Raw genomic sequence first — 26,099 nt, 5'->3', positions numbered from 1 at the left:
TTTTAATGAAAAAACTTAAAATCGAACTATCGAAAACGGACACAGCTTTTAATTTCCGCTATTACGTGTCCATGCTTTACTTTATTTAAACAATTGTCAGAACAGCAGGGGAGAGGAGGAGACCGGCATGGGCCAACAAGAACGGCTACAAAAGATGCGGGAATGGATTAAGACGACGCCTGAAATCACACTCGATCAATTGGTCGAGACGTATCAAATCTCACGGGATACCGCCCGGCGTGACATCATTCAATTAGAAAGTGAAGGGGATATCGTCCGAATCAAGAACGGACTTGTCCGGACCGGGGCGAACCGGACGTTGAAGTACGATCAACGGACGGAGCAGCCGGAGAAGGAACGGATTGCGAAACGGGCGGCGATGCGGATTGAACAGGACGACCGGATCGTACTCGATGCGGCGACGACGGTCGCAAAGATGACATCCTACATGCCTCTCTATTCATTGCAAACAATAACGAATTCACTCGAAATCGCGGAGCGGTTAGGGGAGCGGGCGAACGTTGATTTATATGTTACGGGCGGTAAATTTGATCCGCATGCGCGAAGTCTCGTCGGCATCAAAACCGCGGATGACATCTTGCATTACCAAGTCAATCGCGTGTTCCTCGGAGCATGCGGTCTGACACCTGAAGGACTATTCGCGGAAAATTTGGAAGAGGCGATCGTCAAAAAGGCAATGATCCGCAGTGGGGCAGAAGTGATTGTCTTAGCCGACCGGACGAAGTTCGAAAAGCGCTTTTTCCATAAAGTCTGTTGCTTCGACCAAATCGATGTCCTGATTACGGACGAACGGCCATCCATGGACTGGGAAGAACGGCTACATCAAGCAAACGTCACGATTGAAGTGGCAGAGGAGGAATTGACATGACACCGATTCAAACAACGCTTGTCGGATTCGGTTTTTCGGGTGTGACGTTCCATGGACCACTACTGAACGCGTTACCGGAATTCACTGTCCGTCAAGTCGTCTCACGGGACGCAGAAAAAGTCCGCCGGGTATTCCCGGAAGCGCGTGTCGTCGCGACACTCGACGAAGCCCTGCACGACGAAGCGACGGAACTCGTCGTCATCACGACACCGACAGCACTCCACTTCGAGATGGCGAAACAAGCGATCGAAGCAAACAAACATGTCTTACTCGAAAAACCAGCCGTTGTTACGATTGAGGAGGGAGAGGCGCTACTGGCACTTGCCGAACAGTATCGTGTCCACGTAGCGGTCTATCAAAATCGCCGTTATGACGGGGACTTCCTGACGATTGAACAATTGATTGAAGCGAATGAGATTGGCGATTGGCAACTGCTCGAGTCACGTTTTGACCGTTACCGTCCGGTCGTCCGTGACCGGTGGCGGGAGAAGCAGGGCGCGGGTTCCGGAATTTTGTTTGACCTCGGTTCCCATTTGATTGATCAGGCACTCGCCTTGTTCGGGGAGCCGGACGAATTGACGGGGGACGTCTTGATGCAACGTGACGGGGCAGAAACGGATGACGGCTTCCATATCACGCTTCACTATGGCAAACGCCGGGTGATTCTCCGCTCGACATCATTCGTCCAGGGACCAACACCCCGTTTTGAGTTGCACGGTACGCGGGGAAGTTATGTGAAATACGGGATGGACCCGCAAGAAGCACGACTCGCTTCAGGACAAGTTGCCGATCCGACGTTAGGCGAAGATGACCCGGAGGACTTTGGTCATTTACAACTGGCAGATCGGGCAACGGAACGACTGGAGACGCTGTCTGGAAATTACCTCGGCTACTACCGTGACTTAGCGAAAGGGTTAACGACGGGGGAACTGCCGGTCGACTTGTACGATGCCTTGAAGACGATGCAACTGATTGAAGCCGTCCGCAAGAGTAGTGCAGAAGGACGGACGATCAGTCGGAAGGAGTGGGACAGATGAACATCGAGGAACTGCTTGAGCAGGAACGACAGCTCGTCCTGACAGGGTTGACGAATCAAGAGGCGATTGCTGCCGGACAATACGTCATCGAGCGGGCACTGCGCGAAGAGTTAGCAGTCGCCGTCGAAATTAAACGGAACGGACAACGGTTGTATTACGCGGCACTTGAAGGAACGGCTCCCGATCAAGAAGAGTGGATTCGCCGGAAATCAAACGTCGTCACACGGCACGGACACAGTTCCCTCTACATGCGTGTCTACAATGAATTGAAGGAACGCTCCTACCATACGATGTACGCCGTTGCGCCAGCTGATTATGCGGATGCCGGAGGATCGTTTCCGATTCGGGTCAGAGGCGTCGGGATCATCGGTGCATTGACCGTGTCCGGACTGTCGCAAGAGGCTGATCATCAATTAGCAGTCGATGCGTTGACGTTCTTAAAACAGCAGATGTCTTAAATAAAACCGGCTGCTTTCGCGATACAACAGCGAAGGCAGCCGGTTTTTTGAATTGGTTCAAGAGGCAATCGAGTCGGCATCCGTTGCCTCGACCCGTCGTTTATTTCCACGGTAGATAAAGAATAAGGCGGCCAACATCAACAGAAGACCGATGAAGCGTTTCAGATCGAACGCAACTTCGACACCGCCGAATGCTCCGAAATGATCGATGACCATACCGGCGGACAATTGACCGACGACCGTGGCGATGCTCGCGGCCGTGACCCCGATTTTTGGGACCGCTAAAATCGTCAGGAACAGGTAGCTGACACCAAATAACACCGCGCTGAGCTGCCAACGCGGAGCATCAAGAAGAAGTAAGACGTCGCCTTGACCGAAAAAGAGAACGGCAAGTGCTAAAAAGAGCATTCCCGTAAAGAACGTTAAAAATGTACTTTCGAGTGCACCGGCTTTTTGACCGAAAACACCATTGATCGATGATTGCGCACTAAGAAGGACGCCCCCGAGTAATGTCGCACTGAGTAATAAAATGTTCATGGTTGGAACCTCCTTAGAAAATTAAGAACAATGCGGCGATCATCAGACCGGACGCAATCAGTTTATCTTTGTTGATGGCGAAACGCCGGCTGCCGAGCCATCCTTTGTGCTCGATGACCATGCTGGCGATCATCTGACCGATGATGACGCTAATCATCGCGAGTCCGACCCCGACGAGAGGAATGCTGATGATTAGAATCGTTAAGTAAATACTTCCGAGCAGACCGCCGAGTAACGTCCACTTCGGTGCCTTGAACGTGTAGGCAAGAGACCCTTTTCCGAAAAACAGCATGATTAAGCCGATAATAATCGTACCGGCGAAGAAGTTGTAGAAACTACTTTCAAGCTTGCCGATGCTGTTTCCGAGTTCACCATAGATGGCGCCTTCGATGCTGAGCGCGATTCCGGCGAGTAGGGCGAATACGTAATAAATCAATTTCAAAACAAGTCACTCATTTCTGTATACAAATCTATATATCGAAAAATGTCGATACATGAGGTGCGGAGAACCATCACAGCTCTCCTTTGAAGTACTCCGCCAGTTCTTGAATCTTTTCCTCATTTCGCCGATAGTACGTCCACTTACCATGACGCTCCGATTCGAGAAGACCTACTTTTTGGAGCATCGCTAAATATTGGGACACCGTGGATTGGGAAAGGTTTGCTTTCTCCTGGATATCCCCGACACAGACGCCTCCTTTTTCTGAAGAGTTCGCGGACAAGTGGGCGGTCGGTTTGCCGAAATGAGTTTGCGGATCTTTGAGCCAGCGTAAAATATCGAGCCGTACTTCGTTCGATAAGGCTTTAAATAAATCTACTTGGGTTATCATGTTCCCAATCTAATCGGAAATTCGCGATATGTCAATTCATCGGTTTGAGTTGGCAAAAGCAGACTTATCGAGCGCGTGTGTGATCTTTTCACCCGTTGCCGGTCGGAAACCGAGTCCCTGGTAAAACGGATCCGCCTGCTCGCTGTAGAGAACCAGACGGTCATACGTCAAAAAAGCTTCGGACACGATTTTTTCGAGGAGTGCGGTTCCGATGCCGTGCGACCGTGCTTCCGGCAACACATAGACATGACGGATCCGACCGGTCGAAGCTTGATGCGGTTGTTTCGTATAACCGCCACAGGCGATGAGTTGTCCCGTCGTCGAGAGGACGACGAATAGTGCCTCTCCTGTCTCTTGAAACGTCTCCTGGCGCCGATTGCGTAACATGTACTCAATGAATTGAAACCCTTCCTGCGAACTCTTCGCAAGTAAAGGCAGCCAATTGTAGCCGTCAAAATCGTTCACCCGTTCAATCGTCATATCCATCGTCGATTCCTCCTTCTTCTCTCTCCGTTATTCCTTTTTTCAGTATGTCAAAAACACGAAAATCGAGTAAATTAATCTTTTTTCGAATAGAGACTGGATTTTTAAAAGCCATTTTGCGTATAATGAGAAGTAATGGATTGAACGCAAATGAAAGGAAGTGGCCGTCACAATGAGCCTCAGCCGTTTGAGTAAGGAAAAGATTACTGAACTTTCACTGATTGAATTCGTCAATGAAATGCTTCAAGAAGCTGGCGAACAGCCAATCACTTTCGATGACATCACAAAAGAAATCGAAAAGTATCATTCGTTTACAGATGAAGAAGACAAGTTCGAGAAACTTGCTCAACTCTATACAGACATGAACATCGACGGAAACTTCGTTAACGTCGGAGCAAACCGTTGGTCACTCCGTGCTTGGTATCCGTTTGATAAATCAGATGAGGATCTCGTCATCGAAGCACGTCAACGTGGGGAACTCGATGAGTTTGAAGAAGAGTTCAACTATGACGCGGAAGAAGATGAATTCGAGACGATTGAAGATGATCTCGATACATTCGCGAAGACAGCGGATTACGATTCAGCTGACGATAGTGAAGAAGAGGATTCATTCAAGAAAGTCGCAGCAATTGACGACCTTGAAGATGATTTAGAAGAAGACGATCTCGAAGACTTCGAGGACGACGAAGAAGAAGTTTAAACAACCGTACAGCTGCGATTTCGAGCAAGAAATCGCAGTTTTTTCATTGACGGCTGACTAAGGACAAAAGATTTTTATTTGTTAAAAATCTGCTTGACGAAGTTTTCGGAATGACGTAAGTTAGTCATGGGCTTCTTTAAGCAACGTGCTTAATTTCAGCAAAAGTGTCTCCTGCAAATGGGGGCACTTTTGCTTTTTTTATTTTTTAGACCTCTGCTAGATTTTTGGACTTGGGAAGGGAGCATTTTATTCATGACAAAGTATATTTTCGTAACCGGTGGGGTAGTATCTTCGCTTGGAAAAGGAATCACGGCCGCTTCACTCGCACGGTTGCTCAAAAACCGTGGTCTGAACGTCACGATTCAAAAATTTGACCCATACATCAACATCGACCCAGGTACGATGAGCCCGTACCAACACGGTGAAGTGTTCGTAACGGATGATGGCGCTGAGACCGATCTTGATTTAGGTCACTATGAGCGTTTCATCGACATCAACTTGAGCCAAAACGCAAACGTGACATCAGGTCGTATCTATTCGACGGTTCTCAAAAAAGAGCGTCGTGGCGATTACAACGGGGGAACGGTTCAAGTCATTCCGCACATCACGAACGAAATCAAGGATCGTGTCTTCCGCGCTGGTAAAGAGACAGGCGCAGATGTCGTCATCACGGAGATTGGTGGAACAGTAGGGGATATCGAGTCGCTTCCGTTCATCGAAGCCATTCGCCAGGTCAAGAACGATATCGGAAAAGAAAACGTCATGTACGTCCACTGTACGCTCGTCCCGTATCTTGCAGCAGCAGGTGAATTGAAAACGAAACCAACGCAACACAGTGTCAAGGAACTCCGTAGTTACGGAATTCAACCGGACATCATCGTGCTTCGTTCAGAGCATGCAGTCCCGCAAGAAATGAAAGATAAAATCGCGCTCTTCTGTGATACACGTCCGGAAGCCGTCATCGAAGCACAGGACGCATCGACACTGTACGAAGTACCACTCAACTTGCAACGTCAAGGCATGGATCAACTCGTCTGCGACTATTTCAAGTTCGATACACCGTCAGCTGATATGACAGCATGGAAACAACTTGTTCACACGGTGACACACCTCGAGAAGAAAACGAAAATCGCTCTTGTCGGGAAGTACGTCGAACTCCGTGATGCGTACATCTCGGTTGCAGAAGCCTTGAAACATGCCGGTTTCGCTTTCAATAGCGATATCGACATCGACTGGATCAATGCAGAAGACGTGACACGTGAAAACGTCGCGGAATTACTTGGTTCAGCAGACGGAATTCTCGTTCCAGGCGGATTCGGAGAGCGTGGAATCGAAGGGAAAATCGAAGCAACACGCTTTGCCCGTGAAAACAATGTCCCGTTCTTCGGGATTTGTCTCGGCATGCAGCTTGCGACAGTCGAATTCGCGCGTAATGTCTTGAATCTCGAAGGGGCACACTCGGCTGAGATCGATCCGACGACGCCATACCCGATCATCGACTTACTTCCCGAGCAAAAGGACATCGAAGATCTTGGCGGAACACTCCGTCTTGGCCTCTACCCTTGTAAGCTCGAAGAAGGTTCAAAAGCACGTGCGGCGTATTCGAACGAGCTCGTTTACGAGCGTCACCGTCACCGTTATGAGTTCGGCAACGAATTCCGTGAGCAGTTCGAAGCGAACGGCATGATCTTCTCGGGTACAAGCCCGGACGGTCGTCTTGTTGAAATCATCGAGATTCCGGAACACAAATGGTTCGTCGCCTGTCAGTTCCACCCGGAATTGATTTCGCGTCCGGAACGTCCGCAAGCTCTTTTCCATGACTTCATCCAAGCTTCACTTGGGGAATAAGAACTAGAAAAAGCAAATCAACCCCCTGTTTCCGCTTGGAGACAGGGGGTTTTAGCGTGTGGAGATCATTTTGGCTGGGATACGATATACCTTTTAAATCTTGAACGATCACCTATCAAACCCAATCAATATTACTATAGAAGAAAAGCGTCAATCCCACTCCTCTGTCATCTCTTGCAGTTGCGTCAAGATGTGTGTCAGCAAAAAGGCTCCGAGGGCAAGACTTGGTAAGCCGTGACGTGAGCCATCTTCAGCTGGGAGCAGCCCTTTATTGAATTTTAAGGCGAGTGGTGCGATGGAACGCTCAAGCGTCTCCGTGACATCCCCAAGTGTGACGATTGCATATGGTGTATGCCACGAGTCGTAGCGGGCGAGAGATGCGAGGAAATCGGACCGTTCTGTATCCGGTGTGAAGATTAAAATCCGGTCGACGGCATGTAAGGTTTTATGATCTTTGATTTTTGTGACGCGTTTCATCTGGTCGGGTCCTTCTGACAGCATCGGATAGAGCCCTGTGAATTCGCCGTAAGCATCGACGTAAACTTTTCCTTCTCCGACGAGCGCTTGGGCGAGCAGGCGGACGACATCGAATAATTCATCCTCTTGTTTGACGAGACTTTGCAATTTTCCGTTGAATTGTGTCGCTAATATTTTCATCATTTTAAGAACATCCTCTCTATAATTCTCACACAGACAGTATATAGCAAGTTTTACTTTGATGTAGAATGGAAATAACTAGAGGGGGAGTGTGAAAGATGAACGGGAGACTACTCATCGCGGAAGATGAACCAGGGATTCGAAATTTACTGGCGCAGTTATTTCAAGCACAAGGGTACACGGTGGACATCGCAATCGATGGGATTCAAACAATCGAGCGACTCCGGGAGGCAGATTATGATTTATTGCTGATGGATGTCAACATGCCGGGCAAAACAGGTCTCGAAGTCTTGCGTCATCAAGACCAGATCGGACGTCCTATCCGAACAATTTTAATGACGGCACTCGGTGAAAAAGAAGCGATGGAAGAAGCGGAACGACTAGGTGTCGTCGCCTTCTTCGGTAAGCCGTTTGACATCTTTGAATTAAAAAAAGAAGTGACTGTGCAAATTTCGAGCGATGTAAGCGGTTAATCCTTCACGTCGTCGTCACAAACCTAAAAACCGAGTGAAATGCTGTACGTTGAAGCGAATCAGTATGTTATAATCAGTCTGAAATTACACGATCCCGTGTAAGCAGCGATCAAAACAGAGGAGGATGTCATTATGCCATTAGTATCTATGACAGACATGTTAAACAAAGCTCTCGAAGGTAAGTACGCAGTAGGTCAATTCAACATCAACAACCTCGAGTGGACTCAAGCGATTCTCGGTGCAGCTCAAGAAGAGCAATCACCAGTTATCCTTGGTGTATCTGAAGGTGCAGCACGTCACATGGGCGGATTCTACACAGTTGTTAAAATGGTAGAAGGTCTCGTTCACGACATGAAAGTAACAGTTCCTGTTGCGATTCACCTCGACCACGGTTCGAGCGTTGAAAAATGTAAAGAAGCGATCGACGCTGGATTTACATCTGTAATGATCGATGATTCACACAGCCCGATCGACACAAACATCGAAACAACTAAAGCAGTTGTTGAATATGCACACGCTAAAGGTGTTTCTGTAGAAGCAGAAGTTGGAACTGTTGGTGGACAAGAAGATGACGTCGTTGGTGACGTTATGTACGCTAAACTTGACGACTGTGTTCGCATCGTCAAAGAGACTGGTATCGATACGCTCGCTCCAGCACTCGGTTCTGTACACGGACCATACAAAGGTGAACCAAACCTTGGTTTCGCTGAAATGGAAGAAATCCGTAACGCGACTGACCTTCCACTCGTTCTTCACGGTGGTACAGGAATCCCGACACACGATATCGAAAAAGCGATTTCGCTCGGTACTTCAAAAATCAACGTTAACACTGAGAACCAAATCTCATTCGCGAAAGTTGTTCGTGAAGTGTTAGCTGAGAAACCAGAAGCATACGACCCACGCGTATTCATCGCACCAGGTCGCGAAGCAATCAAACAAACAGTCATCGGTAAGATGCGTGAGTTTGGTTCAAGCAACAAAGCATAATTTTCAACCCTTAAAAAATGCGGTAGACATCTGTCTATCGCATTTTTTTCATCTAGAAAAGCACACTGTTTTTGGAAAACGTTAGGACTTCGGGCGAAAAAAATTTATAATAGAACAGTAAGCGATTTCAAGGGAATATTTTAAGGGATGAAAGGGGAAAGAGAGAGATGAGATTTTTTATCGACACAGCGAACGTAGAGGATATCAAAAAAGCACATAAAATGGGGATTTTAGATGGGGTAACAACAAATCCATCGCTCGTCGCAAAAGAAGGCGTCGATTTCCATACACGTCTGCGTGAGATTTGTGAAATCGTCGGGGATGTTTCGGTCAGTGCGGAAGTAATCGCCCTCGATGCAGAAGGAATGATTCGTGAAGGGAAGGAACTCGCGCAAATCGCACCGAACATTACGGTAAAGGTTCCAATGACACCAGCTGGTCTCGAAGCGGTCGCGGCATTGTCAAAAGAAAAAATCACGACGAACGTGACGTTGATTTTCAATCCAAACCAGGCACTTCTCGCAGCACGTGCCGGCGCGACATATGTTTCACCATTCCTCGGACGTCTCGACGACATCGGGCAAGATGGAATGGGGCTCGTCGAAACAATCGCACAAATCTTCGTTGTTCATGACATTCCGACACAAATCATTGCGGCATCAATCCGTAACCCGATCCATGTCACGAATGCGGCACTTGCCGGTGCAGACATCGCAACGATTCCGTTTAATGTCATCGAGTCATTGACGCACCATCCATTGACGACGCAAGGCATCGAGAAATTTCTCGCGGACTGGGAAAAATCTCAGCAATAATAGAATGTGAAGAAAGGTTGATGGATAGTGGACATTTTGCATATCGTAGGGCAGCAACGCCTAGAAGGAACGGTCTTGATCAGTGGTTCGAAACAAAGTGCGATTCCTTGCCTCGCGGCAGCGCTCTTGACGGATCAACAAGTCGTACTCGAAGGGGTGCCGGACATTGGCGACGTTACGACGATGATTCAAATCATGGAAACGCTTGGAGCCGTCGTGACACGTCAAGGCGATATGGTGACGATTGACCCGAGTCAAGTCGAACCAATGCCTTTGACGGGAGCGGAAACACGGAAATTACGTGGTTCCATTTACCTGATGAGCATTCTCGCGGCACGATTTAAACAGGGGGTCGTCGGTCTGCCCGGTGGTTATGCCATCGGTCCTCGACCGATTGATTTGCATATTAAAGCACTCGAACGTCTTGGCGTCTCGATGAGAAATGAACAAGGTGTTTACTACATGCGTGTCGAAGAATTGAAGGGTAACCGGATTTATCTCGATCTGCCTTCCTTCGGTGCGACAATCAGTGCGTTGCTTGTCGCCGTCATGGCGGAAGGAACGACCGTGATTGAAAATGCCGCCTGTGACCCGGAAGTCATCGATGTCAGTACGATGCTTACGAACATGGGAGCGAGCGTCAAAGGTGCAGGGACCGATGAGATTCGCATCAAAGGCATTACATCACTTCAAGGGTGCCGACACACGTTGATTCCTGACCGGATGGAGGCGGGAACGTTTTTGACGATGGGTGCTGTTCTAGGACGCGTCACAGTCGATAATGTCATTCCGCTACATTTGGAGAGTATCATTCAAAAGCTTGAGCGGTTTGGTGCAAAGGTAGAAGCGACGGATGACTCCGTCACGGCATCGATTGGAGAAACAAAACCGATTGACATTCGGGTGTTCCACTACGGTGGATTTCCGAGTGACATGCAACCGATCATCTCGGCTGCGCTCCTGCAAGCAAAAGGGGCGAGTATCGTCGTCGACAAGCTGTACCCGCAACGATTCCGTCATGTGCAAGAGATGCGTCGTCTGAGTGCACGGATTACCCATGAAGATGCCTCGATCATCATTCGTGGGGGCGAAGCGCTGTTCGGGACAGAAATTGAAGCAAAAGACCCCCGGGGTGCGGCAGCACTCGTCTTAAGTGGGATGCTTGCTTCCGGTGAAACGATGGTGCACCATGCCGAAGTGCTCGACCAAAGTTATGAACGGTTTGATGAAAAGTTAAAAGGGCTCGGGGCCCTCGTATGGCGCGAAACGGTATAACCGATTTTTAGCACAAGAGAGGGGACATACACATGGAAAGAAGTCTATCAATGGAACTCGTACGCGTAACGGAGGCAGCGGCACTTGCCTCTGCCCGCTGGATGGGGAAGGGTTTGAAAAACGAGGCGGACGACGCGGCGACAAGCGCGATGCGTGACGTCTTCGACACGATCCCGATGAAGGGGACAGTCGTCATCGGCGAAGGTGAGATGGATGAAGCACCGATGCTCTACATTGGAGAAAAACTTGGAAATGGTTATGGTCCACGACTCGACGTTGCGGTCGATCCGCTCGAAGGAACGAACATCGTCGCAAAAGGGACATGGGGGGCGCTTGCCGTACTCGCTGTCGCAGATGCGGGAGATCTTCTTCATGCACCAGACATGTACATGGATAAAATCGCTGTCGGTCCTGAAGCGGCTGGTCACGTCAGCTTAGACGCAACGATTGAAGAGAACATCGCAGCTGTCGCAAAAGCTAAAAATAAAGACATCGAAGACGTCGTCGTCTCGATTCTTGACCGTGAGCGGCATGAAGAAGTCATTCAACGGATTCGTGCGACAGGGGCACGGATTCGCTTGATTGGTGACGGAGACGTCGCAGCAGCGATCAACACAGCATTCCCACACACGGGAATCGATATTTTACTCGGTTCAGGTGGGGCACCGGAAGGCGTACTCGCAGCAGTTGCCTTGAAGTGTCTCGGTGGCGAACTCCAAGGACGTTTACTTCCGGCGGACGAGGCGGAAGTCGCGCGTTGCAAAAAAATGGGGATTGAAGATCCATCGAAAATCCTCATGATGGACGATCTCGTCACAGGGGATGACTGCATCTTTGCGGCAACCGGCGTAACGGACAGTGAGCTGATGAAAGGTGTTCAGTTCTCAGGGCAAGGTGGACAAACCCACTCCGTCGTCATGCGCGCGAAATCAGGGACGGTTCGTTTTGTGGAAGGGCATCATTCTTTCAAAAAGAAACCGAAACTCGTCATCAAGTAATACAAGGCACAGGACAAAAAAAGCGACCTTTCCGATTGGTTTCGGGAAGGTCGCTTTTCGGCGTGTAGCCAACGTGATATCGGGAGATAAAAGCGTCTTTTTTCGTTGCTTTCCTCGGGCGAGGCACAAGCTAACGGACAACGAGCAGGGTCTTGGCTGCCTCTTGACAGTGTGTGGACACGCGATTTTTCCTGTAGGAGTCAACGAAACGTGACACTGTTAGCGGTATAGCGTGGAAAATCAGGCATGCAGACGTGGAGGAAGAGCGCGAGAATAGCATACCCATGTAGACTTTTCATTTTTCATAAGAGTTTGTCTATAGTCTGAAAAGAATTTATCTTAAATCAGCATAATACAAATTCTTTTTAAGACTTATTTTTTAGCAGTGGACAATACACCATCCGCAGTAAATTTTACAAATGCACCTACACAAATGGCTAGCATTACTGCACCTACTTTTGTCTCATATGCACTCGTAAATAATAATACAACCGATAAGATGATAGCTACGATGGCAACCATATAGTATTTATTCAAAACCATTCTCTCCCTTCAATGTACCTTCACTAAATTTTGATTCTTAGTTTCATAAACATCGTCACTTAGTTGCAATCGAAATTCCTCGATATGCATTACCAATATTATACTATTCTTTCAACGGTGCTTGGACGGAAGCGCTCATTTTTGTAAGTGTTTGACGAGGTAAGAGGCGCGTCAGGAAAACATAGAAGGCGTTGCTCGCACCTGGAATCACTAGTGTCTTGCCTTGCATATAGCCGTCAAAAGAAAGTTTGGCGACGCTTGGAGCATCCATGATGCCCGGTCGTTTGAATAAGCGAGATGCAGACAAACCGGCTGTCGCTTCAAAATCAGTGTGGGTAGCGCCGGGGCAAACAGCTGTGACTTGAATGCCGTAAGGAGCAAGTTCTTCCGTCAAGGCTTCTGAAAAACTTAAGACATAGGCTTTTGTTGCGTAGTAGACGGCTAAGAACGGACCGGCTTGAAACGCTGCGGTCGAAGCGATTTGAATGATTTTCCCCTGGATGCGTTGTTCGCGCATGCGGAGCGCATAAGCTTTCGTTAAGTGGGTCAGCGCCCGGATGTTGACGTCGATCATGTTGAGTTCGCGGGCGAGATCGGTTTCGAGAAACTCGCCGAACAATCCGAATCCCGCATTATTGATCAGGATATCGACCGACTGGTGTTGTGTCGCCCGAAGTAAGGCTTCGATTTGAATGGATTGTCCGATGTCATATGGGAAAACGTCGGCCGTTCCACCGTTCTGTTCGACGATGTATTTTGTCTCGAACAGTTTTTCGGCATTTCGTCCGACGAGTAACAGGTGATCTCCCTTTAATGCATGCAAACGGGCGAGTTCACGACCGATTCCTGCCGAAGCTCCGGTTATTAAGACGTTCATGATACGTTACACTCCTTTTTCCATGGATTGAATGCATTGAAAACGGGTATTAATTAGACGATAGCGCAGAACAAACAAAAAAGCGATTGAGCCGATGCTCAACCGCTTGGTAAGATTTAATTAGAGGTAAGAACCGGCGCCTACAAGACGTGAACCCCAGTATCCTGATTTAAAGCTTGAGTATTTAACGCCGCCTGTTTCTGAGTTGACCATGCTCGTCTTACTTGTTGCTATTCCGACGTGCTGGATGCCGCTACCGTGTGAGAAGAAGACGAGATCTCCCGGTTGGACGCTTGATACGCTGACTTTCTTAGAAGACGCGTATTGTGAAGAAGACGAACGCGGAAGTGTTTTTCCGGCTGCTTTCTTATAGACGTAACCAGTGAAACCTGAGCAGTCGAATCCGCGAGTCGTTGTACCGCCCCATACGTATGGCGTACCTTTATGGCGTGCTGCTTCGCTTAAGATCTTTGTACGTGTTGAAGAAGAAGTTGTTGATTTCTTAGCTGTTGAAGTAGAAGACTTGTATGTTTTCGTGTATTTCGAGTAAACGTAACGTGTTTTTCCACCGTAAGAAATTTTAGTCCAGCTGCCTGATTTTCCTTTGTAACGGAACGTTTGACCTGCGTTGACTTTACCGACGATTGATGATTTTGTAGAGGCTCCAGAACGAACGCGTAATCCGTTATCTGTGATTTTGACTTTAGTGACCGTAGCTGCTTCAACCTTACCTGTTCCCACTGACGCAAAACCTGAAACCACTAATGCTGCTGTCGCGACCGATGCTAGAAAACGTTTCATGTATGAATTCCTCCATTTTAATTTAAAAGTAGTAAGCCCGAGTTATATAATGAAATCATTAAGTGTTTGTTTAGGCAGTCTGTCTTACGAATATGTAAGTTTTTCTCTGCAGGAATATCTTAGCATGCGGTCATATGAAAACGTTTTTTCAGTTCCGCTACAAAATCACTTTTTTTGTAACATAACTGCAATAATATCTTGGAATATTACAAAGGAGAAATTTACATTCTTTAAATCACGACGAAAGCAGTAGATATATGATACCTTTAACTCACGGTAAAAATTTTTAGAATGACGATTGAAATGTTACAGAACCTTGTTGCTGAATTTATAAAGAATAGGTGAATCCATATGCCAACTGAAAAAACTGACAAACCAGAACGTTCCTATACACTTGCTCAACTGAGTAACCTGACATTAAAAGACTTATATGAAATCGCGAAAGCAAAAAATGTTCCTCAGTACCGTGAAGCACGAAAACGTGAACTGATGTTCAAAATTTTAAAAGCACAAGCAGAATCAACCGGTCTTTACTTCCTCGAAGGGGTGCTTGAAGTCATCCCTGGTAATCCACAGATGCAAAACGATGGTGGTTTCGGCTTCCTTCGCCCTATCAATTACTCACAATCCTCTGAAGATATCTACATCGCTGCTTCACAAATTCGTCGTTTCAACCTACGTAATGGAGATGTTGTCACGGGGAAAGTCCGACCACCAAAGGAAAATGAACGTTTCCAAGGTCTTTTAAGTGTGGAGGCAGTAAACGGGGAAGCACCTGACACAGCACGGAACCGGTTATTTTTCCCGGCGTTGACACCAATCTATCCCGATCGTCTGATGCGTCTCGAAACGGAACCACGTCATCTGTCGGTTCGTGTGATGGATATGATCGCACCGGTTGGCTTCGGACAACGCGGATTGATTGTCGCACCACCGAAAGCAGGGAAAACATCTCTTTTAAAAGAAATCGCGAATTCGATCCAAGTCAATCATCCGGATGTCGAGTTGATCATTCTCTTGATTGACGAACGACCGGAGGAAGTGACGGACATCGAACGGTCCGTCCCGGGAGCAGATGTTGTCAGTTCGACGTTCGATGAGACACCGGATAACCATGTTCGGATTTCGGAACTCGTGCTCGAGCGGGCCATGCGCCTCGTCGAGCATAAAAAAGATGTCGTCATCTTGATGGACTCGATTACACGTCTGACGCGTGCCTATAACTTGACGGTACCGCAGAGTGGACGGACCTTATCAGGGGGGATTGACCCGGCTGCCTTCCATAAACCAAAACGGTTCTTCGGAGCAGCACGGAACATTGAGCATGGTGGTAGTTTGACGATCCTTGCGACTGCTCTCGTCGAAACCGGTTCACGGATGGATGACGTCATTTATGAAGAGTTTAAAGGGACGGGTAACATGGAACTGCATCTTGACCGGAAATTATCAGAACGCCGGATCTTCCCGGCAATCGATATTCGGAAATCCGGAACACGGAAAGAAGAGTTGTTACTTCCGAAGGATCAGCTTGATGCGCTGTGGGCGATTCGTCGGACGATGAATGAATCAAATGAATTCGTCGATACATTCTTACGTAAAATCAAGGATACAAAAAATAATGAAGAATTTTTCGTCGAACTGCTGAAAGAAAAGAAGAAGCCGATCCGCCGGGCAGCAGCCAAACCACGGACGATTAAAACAGATACGTCGACTTAAAAATAGGTATTGCGAGACGATGGAAAATCGTTTAGTATAGGAAGGTAACTTACTCTGGCTCAGCAAATGAACCAGGGCGGAAGGAGAGAAATCAACCATGAAACAAGGAATTCACCCAAACTACAACAAAGTTGTATTTATGGATTCAACTACTGAGTACAAATTCTTAACTGGTTCTACTCGTTCTTCGAACGAAACAATCACTTGGGAAGATGGAAACGAGTACCCACTCATCCGCGTGGATGTGTCTTCGGACTCGCACCCATTCTACACTGGTCGTCAAAAGTTCAACGCTGCAGACGGTCGTGTCGATCGCTTCAACAAAAAATACGGCCGCAAGTAATTGCGACCTATCCATTAAAAAACAGCCTGTCTCCATCACTGGAGCAGGCTGTTTTTGTATAAACTGAATTGTGCACGATACGAAAGATAGGTTTTTAAGATAAAGGATGCTCCGATGGCGCCGGCAATACCGATGACATAGGGCAGTAAATCGGGATTTTTCGCGAACTGTTCAAAGACACGACTAAATGAGAAGTGGCGTCCGAGGAAATAACCAGCCCCGAGAAAAATACTAATCCAAATGAGCGCACCGGTATACGCGTAGGATGCAAAGATCCGAAAAGGCATTTTCGAGACACCTGCGAAAAAAGCAGACAGTTGCCGAAGACCAGGTATGTAGTATCCGATAATCAGGACTGATTTGCCATAACGCAGAAAGCCAGCTTCTGCCGTTAGGATATGTTTTTCTGAAATGCGAATCTTCGGACCGATCCGGTGAAGCAGGGGCATTCCGAGTTTGAGACCGAGGAGATAACTGATCGTCATCCCGATACAACTGCCGGCATAAGCCGCAAGAATCGTTCCGACTAATGGGAGATTGCCGGCGTGCATCCAAAAACCGGACATGACAAGTAACGTTTCATCGGGAACGGGAAGCCCGACGATTCCACCTGCAAGTAAAAGCGCAAGTCCAAATGCACCGTATTGATGAAGCACTTCATGTAATATGTGATGGATCGGGGACACCTTCCTTCTTAACTACTTCTCTTCTAGTGTACAGGAAATGAGTACCAGTTGAAATGACGAGATGATGAATTCTCGAGAACGAAAAGTGCGGATATTCGATTTTCGGAAGTCAACTCTTTTTCTCAATATCGATTCGGGCTATACTCGTTAAAGTGACTAATTTTAGAGGACGGTGTTTTTGCAATGATGCATGTAATAAATCAGTACGGATGGATTGAAGTGATTTGCGGAAGTATGTTCTCTGGTAAGTCGGAAGAATTGATTCGGCGTGTTCGACGGGCGCAGTATGGAAAGTTACCCGTTCAAGTATTCAAGCCGGCAATCGATGACCGTTATCATGAAGAGCATGTCGTCTCTCACGTCGGCAACTCGGTCATTGCAGTGCCGATGGCAACGAGTTGTGATGTCTACGCAGCAGTTGAACAAGAGACACAAGTCGTTGCGATTGATGAAGTTCAGTTTTTTGATGACGAGATCGTCGACGTCATCGAAGCGCTCGCGCAGGACGGAAAACGTGTCATCTGTGCCGGACTTGATCAGGATTTCCGGGCAGAGCCGTTCGGGAAGATGCCGGAACTGCTTGCACGTGCCGAGTTCGTGACAAAACTTCAAGCGATTTGTTTATCGTGTGGTGACCCTGCATCGCGGACACAACGTTTGATTGATGGTCGGCCTGCCAACTACAATGATCCAATCATTTTAGTCGGGGCGTCAGAATCGTATGAGCCGCGGTGCCGCCATTGCCATGAAGTGCCGGGAAAATCACAAGCGTTACAGGACTGGAAAAAACAGCAACAACAGTGAACACGTAAAAGGCCCCATCCGGAAATGGATGAGGTCTTTTCAGACTGTAGACAAAGTTCTATCGGGAGATAAACGCGTCTTTTTTCGTTGCTTTCCTCGGGCGAGGCGCAAGCCGTTGTTCCTTGGTCCTCACGGACAATGAGCAGGGTCTTGCCTGCCTCTGAACGTGCGTTAAAAACGCACTTTTCCCCGTAGGAGTCAACAGAAAAACGACGCTTTTTAGGTAACGTCGTGACGCAAAGCCGTGATTGCAGACGGTTTAGAGCGCAATCCGTCTCGAATCGCTTTGAAGACGAGGCGATACAGGGAAGCGCGAACGGATTGCCTCTCGATATAACATGTTCACGCTTCATAAGCGTTTGCCTACACGTTGGAAAGACCTCGTCCGGAAATGGATGAGGTCTTTTGCGTGTAGGCAAAGTAATATTGAAAGATAAAAAACGTCTTCCTTTTTCGTTGTGTTCCCGGCACCGATCAACCTGTCTGTGTTAAACGGCTAAACTGTTCGACGAAGCGGGTCGTCTCCTGGACAATTGTCGCTTGATCATGATCGAGTGTCGCGACATGATAGGAGTCGAGGAGACAATAACTCCGTTTATCGAGCGACCCGATGACCTGATGTAAGTAGTCGGAGTTCTCGGGAGGGACGACGTTGTCGACGGCTGAATATAAAATAAGTGTCGGCACATGGATTGATGGAAGTGTCGGGCGTGTTTCGTCAATCAGCCGTAAGAGCTCGGAGGCACACACGGCAGGGACGAGTTCATAAATGATTTCAGCAGCTTCCCGTTTGATGTCCGGCGTACTTTCCTTGAGATAGACGGGACAATCAGTAAATGATAAAGCTTCGTAAGCAGGAACGGACAGTGCCGCATTGATCGTAATCAGTCCGTCAGCAGGTAATCCATCGGCGACGAGCGATAAAGCGAGTGTTGCACCCATCGATTGTCCGGCGATGAAAATGGAAGAGCAATGCTGTCTTAAGAGGGCAAAGCCTTGACGCAGGCTGTCTTTCCAGTCTTCCGCGGTCGAAGTCTCAAAGTCACGGACATCAGTTCCATGTCCATGGAGGCGTGGGGCATAGACGGTCAGTCCTTGCTCGGCGAGCTGCTCTCCGACCGCGCGGACGCTTTGAGGTGTTGCGTTAAAGCCGTGGCAAAGTAAAATTCCGATTGGACCACGTTGTATTAAAAAATCTTCGGCTCCTGATAAAACCGGATAGGATGTAGGCATGGTGGGTTCCTCCCTCGTAAAATAAAAATTCGTAGTGCTTTAGGCGCACTACGAATTTTCGTAAGTATCATCCAAAGCATCGGCTTTGCTGGTCGGAGCACCTTGCAGAAGCAGGTTGCCGTGGAGTCATAGAGCCAGTTCTCTCGCCCACTCTTGATATATCGTATAGGAATTGTCGGGTTTAATCATTGGAAAGAGAATAGCATTGATTGAATGGCATTGTCAATACGATTAAAAACAGCCGAAATTCGTAAACTGGGTAATTTGGTTTAATTTTGAAAATATGGTTGACTTATGAACGAAATCCCCGTAGTGTAAACATTAGATTTACGACATAAGCTTAAACGGTAATAACACACATATGAACTGCATATCGCAACACTTATCCAGAGAGGTGGAGGGACTGGCCCGACGAAACCTCGGCAACAGACTCATTATGAGCACTGTGCCAATTCCGTCAGACACTTGTCTGAAAGATGAGTCGAGTGAATTCTGCCTTAGTGCAGATACAAGGACCCTTTTCGTTAGAAAATGGGTCTTTTTTTGTTGTTCTGATCACGGGGAAATCAAGAAAAAATTCATTTTTGTGTTTTAGAATGACCTATGCTAATCTTGAGCTGTATAACTCAATAACCAGTTCTTCGGGGTAGGGTGAAAATCCCAACCGGCGGTGATGCGATCAATGAATCGACGAGCCCGCGACCTGCAGTGTACGCACTGTGGCTGACTTGGTGAGACTCCAGGGCCGACGGTAAAGTCCGGATGGGAGAAGGACGAAACAATGCGCTTGGTGCCATTTTCTGAAAAAATGTTTTCAGGGAAGGGTCTGTTTCTGTATGCAAAAAACGGAAACACGAGACGCTTATTTCGTCAATCCTTCAATCGCGACGCCCCTTTTACAGGAGGCGTCTTTTTTGTTGAAAGGAGCGGAAAAAATGGAAACATTCATGAGTTATGCGATGCAACTGGCACATATGTTAAACGGTCAAACGAGTCCGAATCCGAGCGTCGGCTGTGTCATCGTCAAGCAGGGACGGATCGTTGGTTTTGGGGCGCACCGTTATGCGGGAGGACCGCACGCCGAAGTCGAAGCGCTCCGGATGGCGGGCGAAGCAGCACGCGGAGCCGACCTCTATGTGACGCTCGAACCGTGCAATCATCATGGGAAAACGCCACCGTGTACGGAAGCGATTCTTGAAGCAGGGATTGCTCGCGTGTTTGTCGCAACAGAAGACCGGCACGCGCTCGTCGCGGGAAGCGGCATCACACGTCTCCGGCAAGCGGGACTTGCAGTCGAAGTCGGTCTATTAGAAGACGAGGCAGTGGCACTGTATGAACCGTTTTGGTCAGCAATCGATCAAAAACGGCCGCACGTCACAGTGAAAGTCGCCCAAACGATGAACGGAACGGTCGCGACGGGTGAACAACGTTTTATCACCTCGGACGTGGCACGGGCGGACGGACGGCAGTTACGCGGGACACACGATGCGATTCTCGTCGGCAGTGACACCGTAGTTGTCGATGATCCAGCACTGACGTTACGCAGTTCGACCGGTATCGAACCAATCCGGGTCATCGTCGACCGTCGGGGACGTCTGACTGAGAAATTCCGTGTGCTGAATGACGGATTGAATCCGACATATTGGCTGACGGAACAGCCTTGTACAAGTCGACGGGCGAACGTGACAGTTTTTGTCGGCACGTTTACGACACCGGATCAAGTGCTTTCACTTTTATACGAACAGGGAGTCCGGAGTGTTTTGATTGAAGGTGGTCCGACGATTCAAACGGCTTTTTTGGAGGCGGACCTCGTTGACACAATCGAACTTTATCAGGCACCGTCCCTCTTGAACGGGACAAAATCTCTGACGACGGCACACGACATCGAAGACCGTTTTAATTTAGTGAATATGAAACAAATTGGACCGGACGTCCATCTCCAGTATGTACGAAAGGAGAGGGTGACATGTTTACCGGATTGATTGAAGAACTCGGCACATTAAAACGAAAAGTCCCCCGGGCGAACGGATTGGCGCTGGAAATTGAAGCGAAAGCAGTGCTCGACGGAACGAAGGTTGGTGACAGCATTGCCGTTGACGGGATTTGTTTGACGGTGACAGCGATGACGAAAAGCGGATTTACGGCAGATGCGGTCCATGAAACGATCCGGGCGACATCGCTGCAGACGTTACGGGTTGGAGCAGCTGTTCAGCTCGAACGTGCGATGCCGGCGAATGGACGGTTCGGCGGTCACTTCGTCAGCGGACATATCGACGGGACGGCGCGTTTTCTCAGCCGACGACCGGACGGCGAAGCGATGGAATACCGTTTTGAAGCAGGGGATTGGAGCAAGTATTGTATTCCGAAAGGATCGATTGCAATCAATGGAACGAGCCTGACACTGCAACACGTCGGAACCGACACGGTGACGATTTCATTGATTCCCCATTCACGCCAAGTCACGACGTTTGGGCAATTGCAAAGTGGTGCTCTCGTCAACATCGAATGTGACTTGATGGCGAAACATCTCTATCACTTTACGCAGAAGGATGCGAAGACCGACTGGTCGGCATTTTTAGGAGGCGAAGCATGATGAACGGATTTGATTCGATTGAAGAAGCAGTGGATGACTTAAGACGGGGACGGCCGATCATCGTCTGTGATGATGAAAACCGTGAGAATGAAGGGGACCTTGTCCTGCTCGCAGAACATGCGACACCCGAGATGATCAACTTCATGATCACCTACGGGAAAGGGCTCGTCTGTGTCCCGGTCAGTCCGAAGATCGCAGCACGACTCGAGCTCCGTCCGATGACGGACGTCAATACGGATCCGCATGGGACGGCCTTTACGGTCAGCATCGATCATGAGGACGCGAAAACGGGCATCAGTGCAGCAGAACGGGCACTGACGATTCAACGGATGCTGACGGACGGACCGGAACGCTTTAAGCGTCCCGGACATATCTTCCCGTTAATCGCGAATGAAGGCGGCGTCCGCGTTCGCCGTGGTCATACGGAAGCGGGGATTGATTTGGCACGGCTCGCAGGGAGCGCAGAAGCAGCCGTCATCTGTGAAATCATTTTAGAAGACGGGACGATGGCGCGGGTCGATGATTTAGTGACGTATAAAGCAGAACATGATTTAAAAATGATTACGATTGACGCCCTAGTCCGCTATCTCGAACGGCCGGTCCGCCGTGAAGCGGAAGTCTTGTTACCGACGACACACGGCGCGTTTCGGATGCTCGGGTATACGACACCCGACACCAAGGAACACGTCACGGTACTGTCAGGGGAAGCAGAAGACGGGATGCTCGTCCGGGTTCATTCTGAGTGTCTGACGGGTGACGTGTTCGGATCAAAACGGTGTGATTGCGGTCCGCAACTCGACGCAGCGCTCGACCGGATTGAACAGGAAGGCGGTGCTGTTCTCTATTTACGGCAAGAAGGCCGGGGGATTGGTCTGATGGCGAAGCTGAAAGCCTACGAGCTCCAAGAGCAAGGACTCGATACGGTCGAAGCGAACCATGCGCTCGGCTTTGCAGCAGACTTACGCGACTACGCCGTCGCAGCCGCGATGCTCAAGGATTTAGGGGTCACGAAAATTCGCTTGATGACGAATAATCCAGCTAAACAACAGGCGCTCGAAACGTACGGCATCACCGTGCTTGAGCGGGTTCCGCATGAAGTGCCGGCAAGTCTGGAAAATGAGCAGTATCTCAAAACTAAACAAACGAAGCTCGGGCATCTGCTCGATCTCGAAGGAGGAAATTAAGATGGTATACGAAGGATTTTTAACGGGCGAAGGACTACGGGTTGCGATCGTTGCCGCACGATTCAATGAATTGATCACCTCTAAATTAGTCGGAGGAGCAAATGACGCCTTCCGTCGTCATGGCGTCGCAGCGGATAACGTCGATACGGCGTGGGTGCCAGGCGCATTCGAAATTCCGCTCGTCGCGGAGAAATTGGCGAAAAGTGGTAAGTATGACGCCATCATCACACTTGGTGCCGTCATCCGTGGTGCGACGTCACATTACGATTATGTCTGCAATGAAGTTGCGAAAGGCGTCGCCGGTGCGTCACGTGAGACGGGTGTCCCGATCATCTTTGGTGTGTTGACGACGGATTCAATCGAACAGGCTGTTGAACGGGCTGGAACGAAAGCAGGCAATAAAGGGTATGAGTCAGCAGTTTCCGCAATCGAGATGGCGAATTTGTTGCGGACATTCTAAGTGAGTCTTGTACAGAAATATTCAAAAGGGGGAGGTGACGTCTTCTGTCACCTCCCCCTTTTTAGGTTACATATGAAGTTTTTGGTGTTTAGTGAGGAATTCAAACCTACTTATACATGGGACGGTATAATCACCGTATAATAAAAGAATGTGAAATATAAACGGTGAAAGAAGGTGAGTGAATGAAAGTAAAACAGAGTCATTATTTTTATGGGATTTTTTTATTTTGTTTGAGCTATTATATCTGGATTTGGTTTTATGCAGACCGACCGGAGATGTCTTCTTGGGGAAATAATATTTTTTCTGTCGTCGGCTGCGCAGTAGCAACGTTCTTGTTACTTCGAACTTATCGGACGATAGGGCAGGAGCAAGGCCGATTTTTTCTTTATTTATCCTATGGGACAGGAAGTTATTTTATTGCGGAATTGATTTGGATGTTCTATGAAAATTTCGAGCAGGTCGAAGTTCCATTTCCAGGACCACCAGATATTTTTTATATGTTGCAATCATTCTTTTTCTTCGTTGCCTTCCTTCATTTAATTAGAAAATATGTGACGAAACATCATTTAGTTCGTTTCATCTTCGACATTTTAATTGTGATGACGGTCGCTGTGACATACAGCTGGTTTTTCTTAGTCCGCCCTGCTTTAGTGGGTGGCGTGACGTCTGGTGCGGAAAATTTCCTTGCTTTCGCCTATCCGATGAATGATGTTGTTTTATTATTTTGTATCATCAGTATTTATTTTTTAGTAGAACAGCGCAAAGAAACAGAACGACCGACTTGTTTTTCCTTTTTGTTCATCGGGTTACTGATTCAAATTACGGCAGATACGATTTTTCTATACATGACGACGACAAGAGGATATGAGACCGTTGACTGGATTGATCCATTATTTATTTTGAGCTTGTTGCTAGTCGCAGTTTCTGGCCATGCAGGAGAAATTACGGTGGAACGTATTCGAGTCGATCAAGGGAGGGTACAATCGTTGCAGCTGGGGCGTTTGTTTCTACCCTATCTCCTCGTCATTCTATTATTCTCAACGATGTTGTTTTATGCACAACGTGGGGACGCTTTAAATGGATTGATGATTGGTTGTGGGGTGACGATTCTTTTAATTTTAATCCGGCAAATTTTGATGATTTTAAGTAATCATGAATTGATTCAAGAAATTCATCATAAAGCGGACGAGTTAGAAGAGAGTAAGGAGCGTTACGAGTCACTTTTTACTTACCACCCGGATGCTGTCTATTCATTAGATTTAAAAGGACAGATTGAGAGTGCGAATCCATCATTCGAAAAACTAGCGGAACATTGTGAAAGTGAGTTGGTTGGGCGTTCGTACAGTCAATTACTAAGACGAACTGACGCTACTGAATCGGGAAAAAATGAGATGACCGCCAGCCAATTTGAAACCATTTTTGAAAAAGACAATGGTGGGAATGTTTTATTGAACGTGACGAGCATCCCGATTCGTGTGAAACAACAAGTGGTCGGTATGTTCGGGATCGGACAAGATATCACGAGTATCCGTGAGAATGAACTAAAGATTCGACAACTTGCTTATTACGATCATTTGACAGGGGCCGTCAACCGAAAGTATTTTGAAGAAATCTTGCATCAGTTAGTTGAGAAGGAACAGAATCAAGAAACAATCATTCTTTGTTTCATTGATTTAGATGATTTCAAGCTCGTGAATGATTCATATGGTCATCAAATCGGAGATCAATTGTTGATTGAGGTCGCAGAACGTCTACGCTACGCAACAGAGGTCGACGATGTCGTCGCACGGCAAGGCGGGGATGAGTTTACTGTCATCCTTCGCCATGTGACGTCAGAAGAGACGGCGCGCACACGAACGGACCGTCTCCTGACCCGTTTGAACGCACCCTATACGCTTGAAGGCATCGAATTAATTTCTAGTCCGAGCATCGGAGCGGTCAAACATCAGCGTGTCGAACGAAAAGCTGTCGTTACCCTCTTGAAGCAGGCGGATTTAGCAATGTATCAAGCAAAGGCGAAGGGTGGAAAGCGGATTGTTTTCTTTGACGATATCGCAGAAGCCGCCTCGTATCGGCTGCGTCTCGAATCTGAACTCCCGCTTGCCATCGAGACAGATCAACTCGTCCTCTACTATCAGCCGCAAGTCGATACCGTGACATACCAAATGGTCGGTGTCGAAGGATTGATCCGTTGGAATCATCCGGAACTCGGGATGATTTCACCGAATGACTTCATTCCGCTCGCGGAGGAAGCCGGCATGATCATCCGCCTTGGGGAGTGGGTCTTGCGGGAAGGATTTTTGCAGGCAAAACGGTGGGAAGACAAAGGAATCGAGTTGAAGGTCGGTCTGAATGTATCGATGCAACAGTTCCATCACCCGACGTTCGTCTTGACACTCGTTCGCCTCGTCAAGGAAACGCAAGTTAATCCGAAACAAATCGACTTAGAGATTACGGAAGTGTCGGCGACTGAAGACATCGAAGAGACGGTCGAGACGATGCATCGGCTGAAACAGCTTGGGTTCACGATTTCGATTGATGACTTCGGGACGGGCTATTCCTCATTGTCCCGTCTCGTCGATTTTCCAATCGACACATTGAAGATTCCGCGTGAGTTCGTTCAAAAGATAAATGTAGAGACGAGTGGATACTCGATGATTTCTTCAATCATTCACCTCGCACAATCGTTGAACTTAGCCGTCATCGCGGAAGGGGTCGAGACACTCGAACAGGTCAACGTCTTAAATCAATTGGTATGTGAACGGATGCAAGGCTATTATTTCGGGCGTCCGATGCCGCCGCGTGAGATTGAGCCGCTTTTGTATCGTGATTTGACGTGAGTGCGGACGGAACTGATTTTGAAACTTTTTCC

At 48.1% G+C, this 26,099-nt stretch carries 28 protein-coding genes and 3 riboswitches; of the genes, 18 read left to right on the top strand and 10 right to left on the bottom strand.

The features are described from left to right. Positions 1 to 127 precede the first annotated feature (127 nt). Genes KNQ04_RS11410 through KNQ04_RS11400 form a run of 3 tightly spaced genes read left to right on the top strand, consistent with a single transcriptional unit; the run spans position 128 to position 2,384 of the window. Positions 128 to 889, top strand: a complete 762-nt coding sequence (locus tag KNQ04_RS11410; protein ID WP_214850864.1) for a DeoR/GlpR family DNA-binding transcription regulator — start codon at positions 128 to 130, stop codon at positions 887 to 889. Beyond that, positions 886 to 1,926 carry a Gfo/Idh/MocA family oxidoreductase gene (locus tag KNQ04_RS11405; RefSeq protein ID WP_214850862.1) on the top strand — a complete coding sequence of 347 codons (1,041 nt, stop codon included), beginning with the start codon at positions 886 to 888 and terminating at the stop codon, positions 1,924 to 1,926. Before KNQ04_RS11410 ends, KNQ04_RS11405 begins: the two co-directional genes overlap by 4 nt. Then, positions 1,923 to 2,384, top strand: a complete 462-nt coding sequence (locus KNQ04_RS11400; RefSeq protein ID WP_214850860.1) for a heme-degrading domain-containing protein — start codon at positions 1,923 to 1,925, stop codon at positions 2,382 to 2,384. The genes KNQ04_RS11405 and KNQ04_RS11400 overlap by 4 nt, the downstream gene beginning before the upstream one ends. Before the next feature lie 57 nt (positions 2,385 to 2,441). Here KNQ04_RS11400 and KNQ04_RS11395 read toward each other — a convergent pair whose 3' ends face one another. The 4 genes from KNQ04_RS11395 to KNQ04_RS11380 form a co-directional block, all read right to left on the bottom strand. Next, entirely contained in the window at positions 2,442 to 2,921 is a 480-nt protein-coding gene (locus KNQ04_RS11395; protein WP_214850859.1) for a DMT family transporter, read from the bottom strand. Between the two features lie 13 nt (positions 2,922 to 2,934). Further along, positions 2,935 to 3,363: a DMT family transporter gene (locus KNQ04_RS11390; protein ID WP_214850857.1), complete on the bottom strand. Its 429-nt coding sequence runs from the start codon at positions 3,361 to 3,363 to the stop codon at positions 2,935 to 2,937. A gap of 70 nt (positions 3,364 to 3,433) precedes the next feature. Then, on the bottom strand, positions 3,434 to 3,751 hold the full coding sequence (locus tag KNQ04_RS11385) for an ArsR/SmtB family transcription factor (RefSeq protein WP_214850855.1): 318 nt from the start codon (positions 3,749 to 3,751) through the stop codon (positions 3,434 to 3,436). Positions 3,752 to 3,787: 36 nt separating this feature from the next. Continuing rightward, positions 3,788 to 4,237 (bottom strand): GNAT family N-acetyltransferase, encoded by a 450-nt coding sequence (locus KNQ04_RS11380; protein ID WP_214850852.1) that lies wholly within the window; start codon positions 4,235 to 4,237, stop codon positions 3,788 to 3,790. A gap of 169 nt (positions 4,238 to 4,406) precedes the next feature. Here KNQ04_RS11380 and rpoE point away from each other — a divergent pair, with 169 nt between their 5' ends. Continuing rightward, entirely contained in the window at positions 4,407 to 4,934 is a 528-nt protein-coding gene (gene rpoE, locus KNQ04_RS11375; protein ID WP_214850850.1) for a DNA-directed RNA polymerase subunit delta, read from the top strand. Positions 4,935 to 5,186: 252 nt separating this feature from the next. Further along, a complete protein-coding gene (locus tag KNQ04_RS11370) occupies positions 5,187 to 6,782 on the top strand; it encodes a CTP synthase (protein ID WP_214850848.1) in 1,596 nt (531 codons plus the stop codon). A gap of 150 nt (positions 6,783 to 6,932) precedes the next feature. Here KNQ04_RS11370 and KNQ04_RS11365 read toward each other — a convergent pair whose 3' ends face one another. Then, entirely contained in the window at positions 6,933 to 7,442 is a 510-nt protein-coding gene (locus tag KNQ04_RS11365; protein WP_214850846.1) for a DUF2529 family protein, read from the bottom strand. A gap of 95 nt (positions 7,443 to 7,537) precedes the next feature. On the opposite strand from KNQ04_RS11365, the gene KNQ04_RS11360 reads away from it, so the two are divergent. The 5 genes from KNQ04_RS11360 (at position 7,538) to glpX (ending at position 11,987) form a co-directional block, all read left to right on the top strand. Then, positions 7,538 to 7,912 carry a response regulator gene (locus tag KNQ04_RS11360; protein ID WP_214850845.1) on the top strand — a complete coding sequence of 125 codons (375 nt, stop codon included), beginning with the start codon at positions 7,538 to 7,540 and terminating at the stop codon, positions 7,910 to 7,912. 132 nt (positions 7,913 to 8,044) lie between these two features. Further along, positions 8,045 to 8,899, top strand: a complete 855-nt coding sequence (gene fba / locus KNQ04_RS11355) for a class II fructose-1,6-bisphosphate aldolase (protein WP_214850844.1) — start codon at positions 8,045 to 8,047, stop codon at positions 8,897 to 8,899. Positions 8,900 to 9,066: 167 nt separating this feature from the next. After that, a complete protein-coding gene (fsa, locus tag KNQ04_RS11350; protein WP_214850843.1) occupies positions 9,067 to 9,714 on the top strand; it encodes a fructose-6-phosphate aldolase in 648 nt (215 codons plus the stop codon). A gap of 27 nt (positions 9,715 to 9,741) precedes the next feature. Beyond that, a complete protein-coding gene (gene murA / locus KNQ04_RS11345; RefSeq protein WP_214850842.1) occupies positions 9,742 to 10,989 on the top strand; it encodes a UDP-N-acetylglucosamine 1-carboxyvinyltransferase in 1,248 nt (415 codons plus the stop codon). Between the two features lie 32 nt (positions 10,990 to 11,021). Next, positions 11,022 to 11,987 carry a class II fructose-bisphosphatase gene (gene glpX / locus KNQ04_RS11340; RefSeq protein WP_214850840.1) on the top strand — a complete coding sequence of 322 codons (966 nt, stop codon included), beginning with the start codon at positions 11,022 to 11,024 and terminating at the stop codon, positions 11,985 to 11,987. 372 nt (positions 11,988 to 12,359) lie between these two features. On the opposite strand, the gene KNQ04_RS11335 is transcribed toward glpX, so the two are convergent. From KNQ04_RS11335 to KNQ04_RS11325, 3 genes are all read right to left on the bottom strand, one after another. Further along, positions 12,360 to 12,524: a hypothetical protein gene (locus KNQ04_RS11335; RefSeq protein WP_214850838.1), complete on the bottom strand. Its 165-nt coding sequence runs from the start codon at positions 12,522 to 12,524 to the stop codon at positions 12,360 to 12,362. A 109-nt stretch (positions 12,525 to 12,633) separates the two neighbouring features. Then, the gene (locus KNQ04_RS11330) at positions 12,634 to 13,407 is read right to left on the bottom strand and encodes an SDR family NAD(P)-dependent oxidoreductase (protein ID WP_214850837.1); all 774 of its coding nucleotides are present in this window, start codon (positions 13,405 to 13,407) and stop codon (positions 12,634 to 12,636) included. Between the two features lie 120 nt (positions 13,408 to 13,527). After that, positions 13,528 to 14,208, bottom strand: coding sequence for a C40 family peptidase (locus tag KNQ04_RS11325; protein WP_214850835.1), 681 nt, complete (start codon positions 14,206 to 14,208; stop codon positions 13,528 to 13,530). A gap of 351 nt (positions 14,209 to 14,559) precedes the next feature. Between KNQ04_RS11325 and rho the strand changes: the two genes are divergently transcribed. Both rho and KNQ04_RS11315 read left to right on the top strand, forming a co-directional pair. Then, positions 14,560 to 15,924, top strand: coding sequence for a transcription termination factor Rho (gene rho, locus KNQ04_RS11320; RefSeq protein ID WP_214850832.1), 1,365 nt, complete (start codon positions 14,560 to 14,562; stop codon positions 15,922 to 15,924). 97 nt (positions 15,925 to 16,021) lie between these two features. Next, positions 16,022 to 16,267: a type B 50S ribosomal protein L31 gene (locus KNQ04_RS11315; RefSeq protein WP_012371588.1), complete on the top strand. Its 246-nt coding sequence runs from the start codon at positions 16,022 to 16,024 to the stop codon at positions 16,265 to 16,267. Between the two features lie 35 nt (positions 16,268 to 16,302). Here the strand turns inward: KNQ04_RS11315 and KNQ04_RS11310 are convergent, their stop codons facing one another. After that, the gene (locus tag KNQ04_RS11310) at positions 16,303 to 16,953 is read right to left on the bottom strand and encodes a DedA family protein (protein ID WP_214850830.1); all 651 of its coding nucleotides are present in this window, start codon (positions 16,951 to 16,953) and stop codon (positions 16,303 to 16,305) included. A 186-nt stretch (positions 16,954 to 17,139) separates the two neighbouring features. Here KNQ04_RS11310 and KNQ04_RS11305 point away from each other — a divergent pair, with 186 nt between their 5' ends. Beyond that, complete coding sequence (locus KNQ04_RS11305) at positions 17,140 to 17,757, top strand: thymidine kinase (RefSeq protein WP_214850928.1); 618 nt, start codon at positions 17,140 to 17,142, stop codon at positions 17,755 to 17,757. Between the two features lie 474 nt (positions 17,758 to 18,231). Here the strand turns inward: KNQ04_RS11305 and KNQ04_RS11300 are convergent, their stop codons facing one another. After that, on the bottom strand, positions 18,232 to 18,990 hold the full coding sequence (locus tag KNQ04_RS11300; protein ID WP_214850828.1) for an alpha/beta hydrolase: 759 nt from the start codon (positions 18,988 to 18,990) through the stop codon (positions 18,232 to 18,234). Between the two features lie 61 nt (positions 18,991 to 19,051). Then, positions 19,052 to 19,153, bottom strand: a riboswitch (SAM riboswitch). A 216-nt stretch (positions 19,154 to 19,369) separates the two neighbouring features. Then, positions 19,370 to 19,473: riboswitch (SAM riboswitch) on the top strand. Positions 19,474 to 19,623: 150 nt separating this feature from the next. Beyond that, positions 19,624 to 19,768: riboswitch (FMN riboswitch) on the top strand. Positions 19,769 to 19,925: 157 nt separating this feature from the next. Here KNQ04_RS11300 and ribD point away from each other — a divergent pair. The 5 genes from ribD (at position 19,926) to KNQ04_RS11275 (ending at position 26,067) form a co-directional block, all read left to right on the top strand. Beyond that, positions 19,926 to 20,972, top strand: coding sequence for a bifunctional diaminohydroxyphosphoribosylaminopyrimidine deaminase/5-amino-6-(5-phosphoribosylamino)uracil reductase RibD (gene ribD / locus KNQ04_RS11295; protein WP_214850827.1), 1,047 nt, complete (start codon positions 19,926 to 19,928; stop codon positions 20,970 to 20,972). Continuing rightward, positions 20,957 to 21,583, top strand: coding sequence for a riboflavin synthase (gene ribE, locus KNQ04_RS11290; RefSeq protein WP_214850826.1), 627 nt, complete (start codon positions 20,957 to 20,959; stop codon positions 21,581 to 21,583). The genes ribD and ribE overlap by 16 nt, the downstream gene beginning before the upstream one ends. Continuing rightward, positions 21,583 to 22,767 (top strand): GTP cyclohydrolase II, encoded by a 1,185-nt coding sequence (gene ribA / locus KNQ04_RS11285; RefSeq protein ID WP_214850927.1) that lies wholly within the window; start codon positions 21,583 to 21,585, stop codon positions 22,765 to 22,767. Before ribE ends, ribA begins: the two co-directional genes overlap by 1 nt. A gap of 1 nt (position 22,768) precedes the next feature. Beyond that, positions 22,769 to 23,227: a 6,7-dimethyl-8-ribityllumazine synthase gene (gene ribH / locus KNQ04_RS11280; RefSeq protein WP_214850825.1), complete on the top strand. Its 459-nt coding sequence runs from the start codon at positions 22,769 to 22,771 to the stop codon at positions 23,225 to 23,227. 182 nt (positions 23,228 to 23,409) lie between these two features. After that, positions 23,410 to 26,067, top strand: coding sequence for a putative bifunctional diguanylate cyclase/phosphodiesterase (locus tag KNQ04_RS11275; protein ID WP_214850824.1), 2,658 nt, complete (start codon positions 23,410 to 23,412; stop codon positions 26,065 to 26,067). Positions 26,068 to 26,099 lie beyond the last annotated feature (32 nt).

It is taken from the genome of Exiguobacterium sp. s193 (assembly GCF_018618755.1).
Taxonomy (GTDB): domain Bacteria; phylum Bacillota; class Bacilli; order Exiguobacteriales; family Exiguobacteriaceae; genus Exiguobacterium_A.
The sequence above is the reverse complement of the archived record's forward strand: the minus strand, read 5'-3'. Positions and strand labels throughout refer to the sequence as shown.

Excerpts from the sequence above, each read along its gene's own strand:
- KNQ04_RS11410 (WP_214850864.1), top strand. The coding sequence starts at position 128 with ATGGGCCAACAAGAACGGCTACAAAAGATGCGGGAATGGATTAAGACG.
- KNQ04_RS11405 (WP_214850862.1), top strand. The coding sequence starts at position 886 with ATGACACCGATTCAAACAACGCTTGTCGGATTCGGTTTTTCGGGTGTG.
- KNQ04_RS11400 (WP_214850860.1), top strand. The coding sequence starts at position 1,923 with ATGAACATCGAGGAACTGCTTGAGCAGGAACGACAGCTCGTCCTGACA.
- KNQ04_RS11395 (WP_214850859.1), bottom strand. The coding sequence starts at position 2,921 with ATGAACATTTTATTACTCAGTGCGACATTACTCGGGGGCGTCCTTCTT.
- KNQ04_RS11385 (WP_214850855.1), bottom strand. The coding sequence starts at position 3,751 with ATGATAACCCAAGTAGATTTATTTAAAGCCTTATCGAACGAAGTACGG.
- KNQ04_RS11380 (WP_214850852.1), bottom strand. The coding sequence starts at position 4,237 with ATGGATATGACGATTGAACGGGTGAACGATTTTGACGGCTACAATTGG.
- rpoE (WP_214850850.1), top strand. The coding sequence starts at position 4,407 with ATGAGCCTCAGCCGTTTGAGTAAGGAAAAGATTACTGAACTTTCACTG.
- KNQ04_RS11370 (WP_214850848.1), top strand. The coding sequence starts at position 5,187 with ATGACAAAGTATATTTTCGTAACCGGTGGGGTAGTATCTTCGCTTGGA.
- KNQ04_RS11365 (WP_214850846.1), bottom strand. The coding sequence starts at position 7,442 with ATGATGAAAATATTAGCGACACAATTCAACGGAAAATTGCAAAGTCTC.
- KNQ04_RS11360 (WP_214850845.1), top strand. The coding sequence starts at position 7,538 with ATGAACGGGAGACTACTCATCGCGGAAGATGAACCAGGGATTCGAAAT.
- fba (WP_214850844.1), top strand. The coding sequence starts at position 8,045 with ATGCCATTAGTATCTATGACAGACATGTTAAACAAAGCTCTCGAAGGT.
- fsa (WP_214850843.1), top strand. The coding sequence starts at position 9,067 with ATGAGATTTTTTATCGACACAGCGAACGTAGAGGATATCAAAAAAGCA.
- glpX (WP_214850840.1), top strand. The coding sequence starts at position 11,022 with ATGGAAAGAAGTCTATCAATGGAACTCGTACGCGTAACGGAGGCAGCG.
- KNQ04_RS11330 (WP_214850837.1), bottom strand. The coding sequence starts at position 13,407 with ATGAACGTCTTAATAACCGGAGCTTCGGCAGGAATCGGTCGTGAACTC.
- KNQ04_RS11325 (WP_214850835.1), bottom strand. The coding sequence starts at position 14,208 with ATGAAACGTTTTCTAGCATCGGTCGCGACAGCAGCATTAGTGGTTTCA.
- rho (WP_214850832.1), top strand. The coding sequence starts at position 14,560 with ATGCCAACTGAAAAAACTGACAAACCAGAACGTTCCTATACACTTGCT.
- KNQ04_RS11315 (WP_012371588.1), top strand. The coding sequence starts at position 16,022 with ATGAAACAAGGAATTCACCCAAACTACAACAAAGTTGTATTTATGGAT.
- KNQ04_RS11305 (WP_214850928.1), top strand. The coding sequence starts at position 17,140 with ATGCATGTAATAAATCAGTACGGATGGATTGAAGTGATTTGCGGAAGT.
- KNQ04_RS11300 (WP_214850828.1), bottom strand. The coding sequence starts at position 18,990 with ATGCCTACATCCTATCCGGTTTTATCAGGAGCCGAAGATTTTTTAATA.
- ribD (WP_214850827.1), top strand. The coding sequence starts at position 19,926 with ATGGAAACATTCATGAGTTATGCGATGCAACTGGCACATATGTTAAAC.
- ribE (WP_214850826.1), top strand. The coding sequence starts at position 20,957 with ATGTTTACCGGATTGATTGAAGAACTCGGCACATTAAAACGAAAAGTC.
- ribA (WP_214850927.1), top strand. The coding sequence starts at position 21,583 with ATGAACGGATTTGATTCGATTGAAGAAGCAGTGGATGACTTAAGACGG.
- ribH (WP_214850825.1), top strand. The coding sequence starts at position 22,769 with ATGGTATACGAAGGATTTTTAACGGGCGAAGGACTACGGGTTGCGATC.
- KNQ04_RS11275 (WP_214850824.1), top strand. The coding sequence starts at position 23,410 with ATGAAAGTAAAACAGAGTCATTATTTTTATGGGATTTTTTTATTTTGT.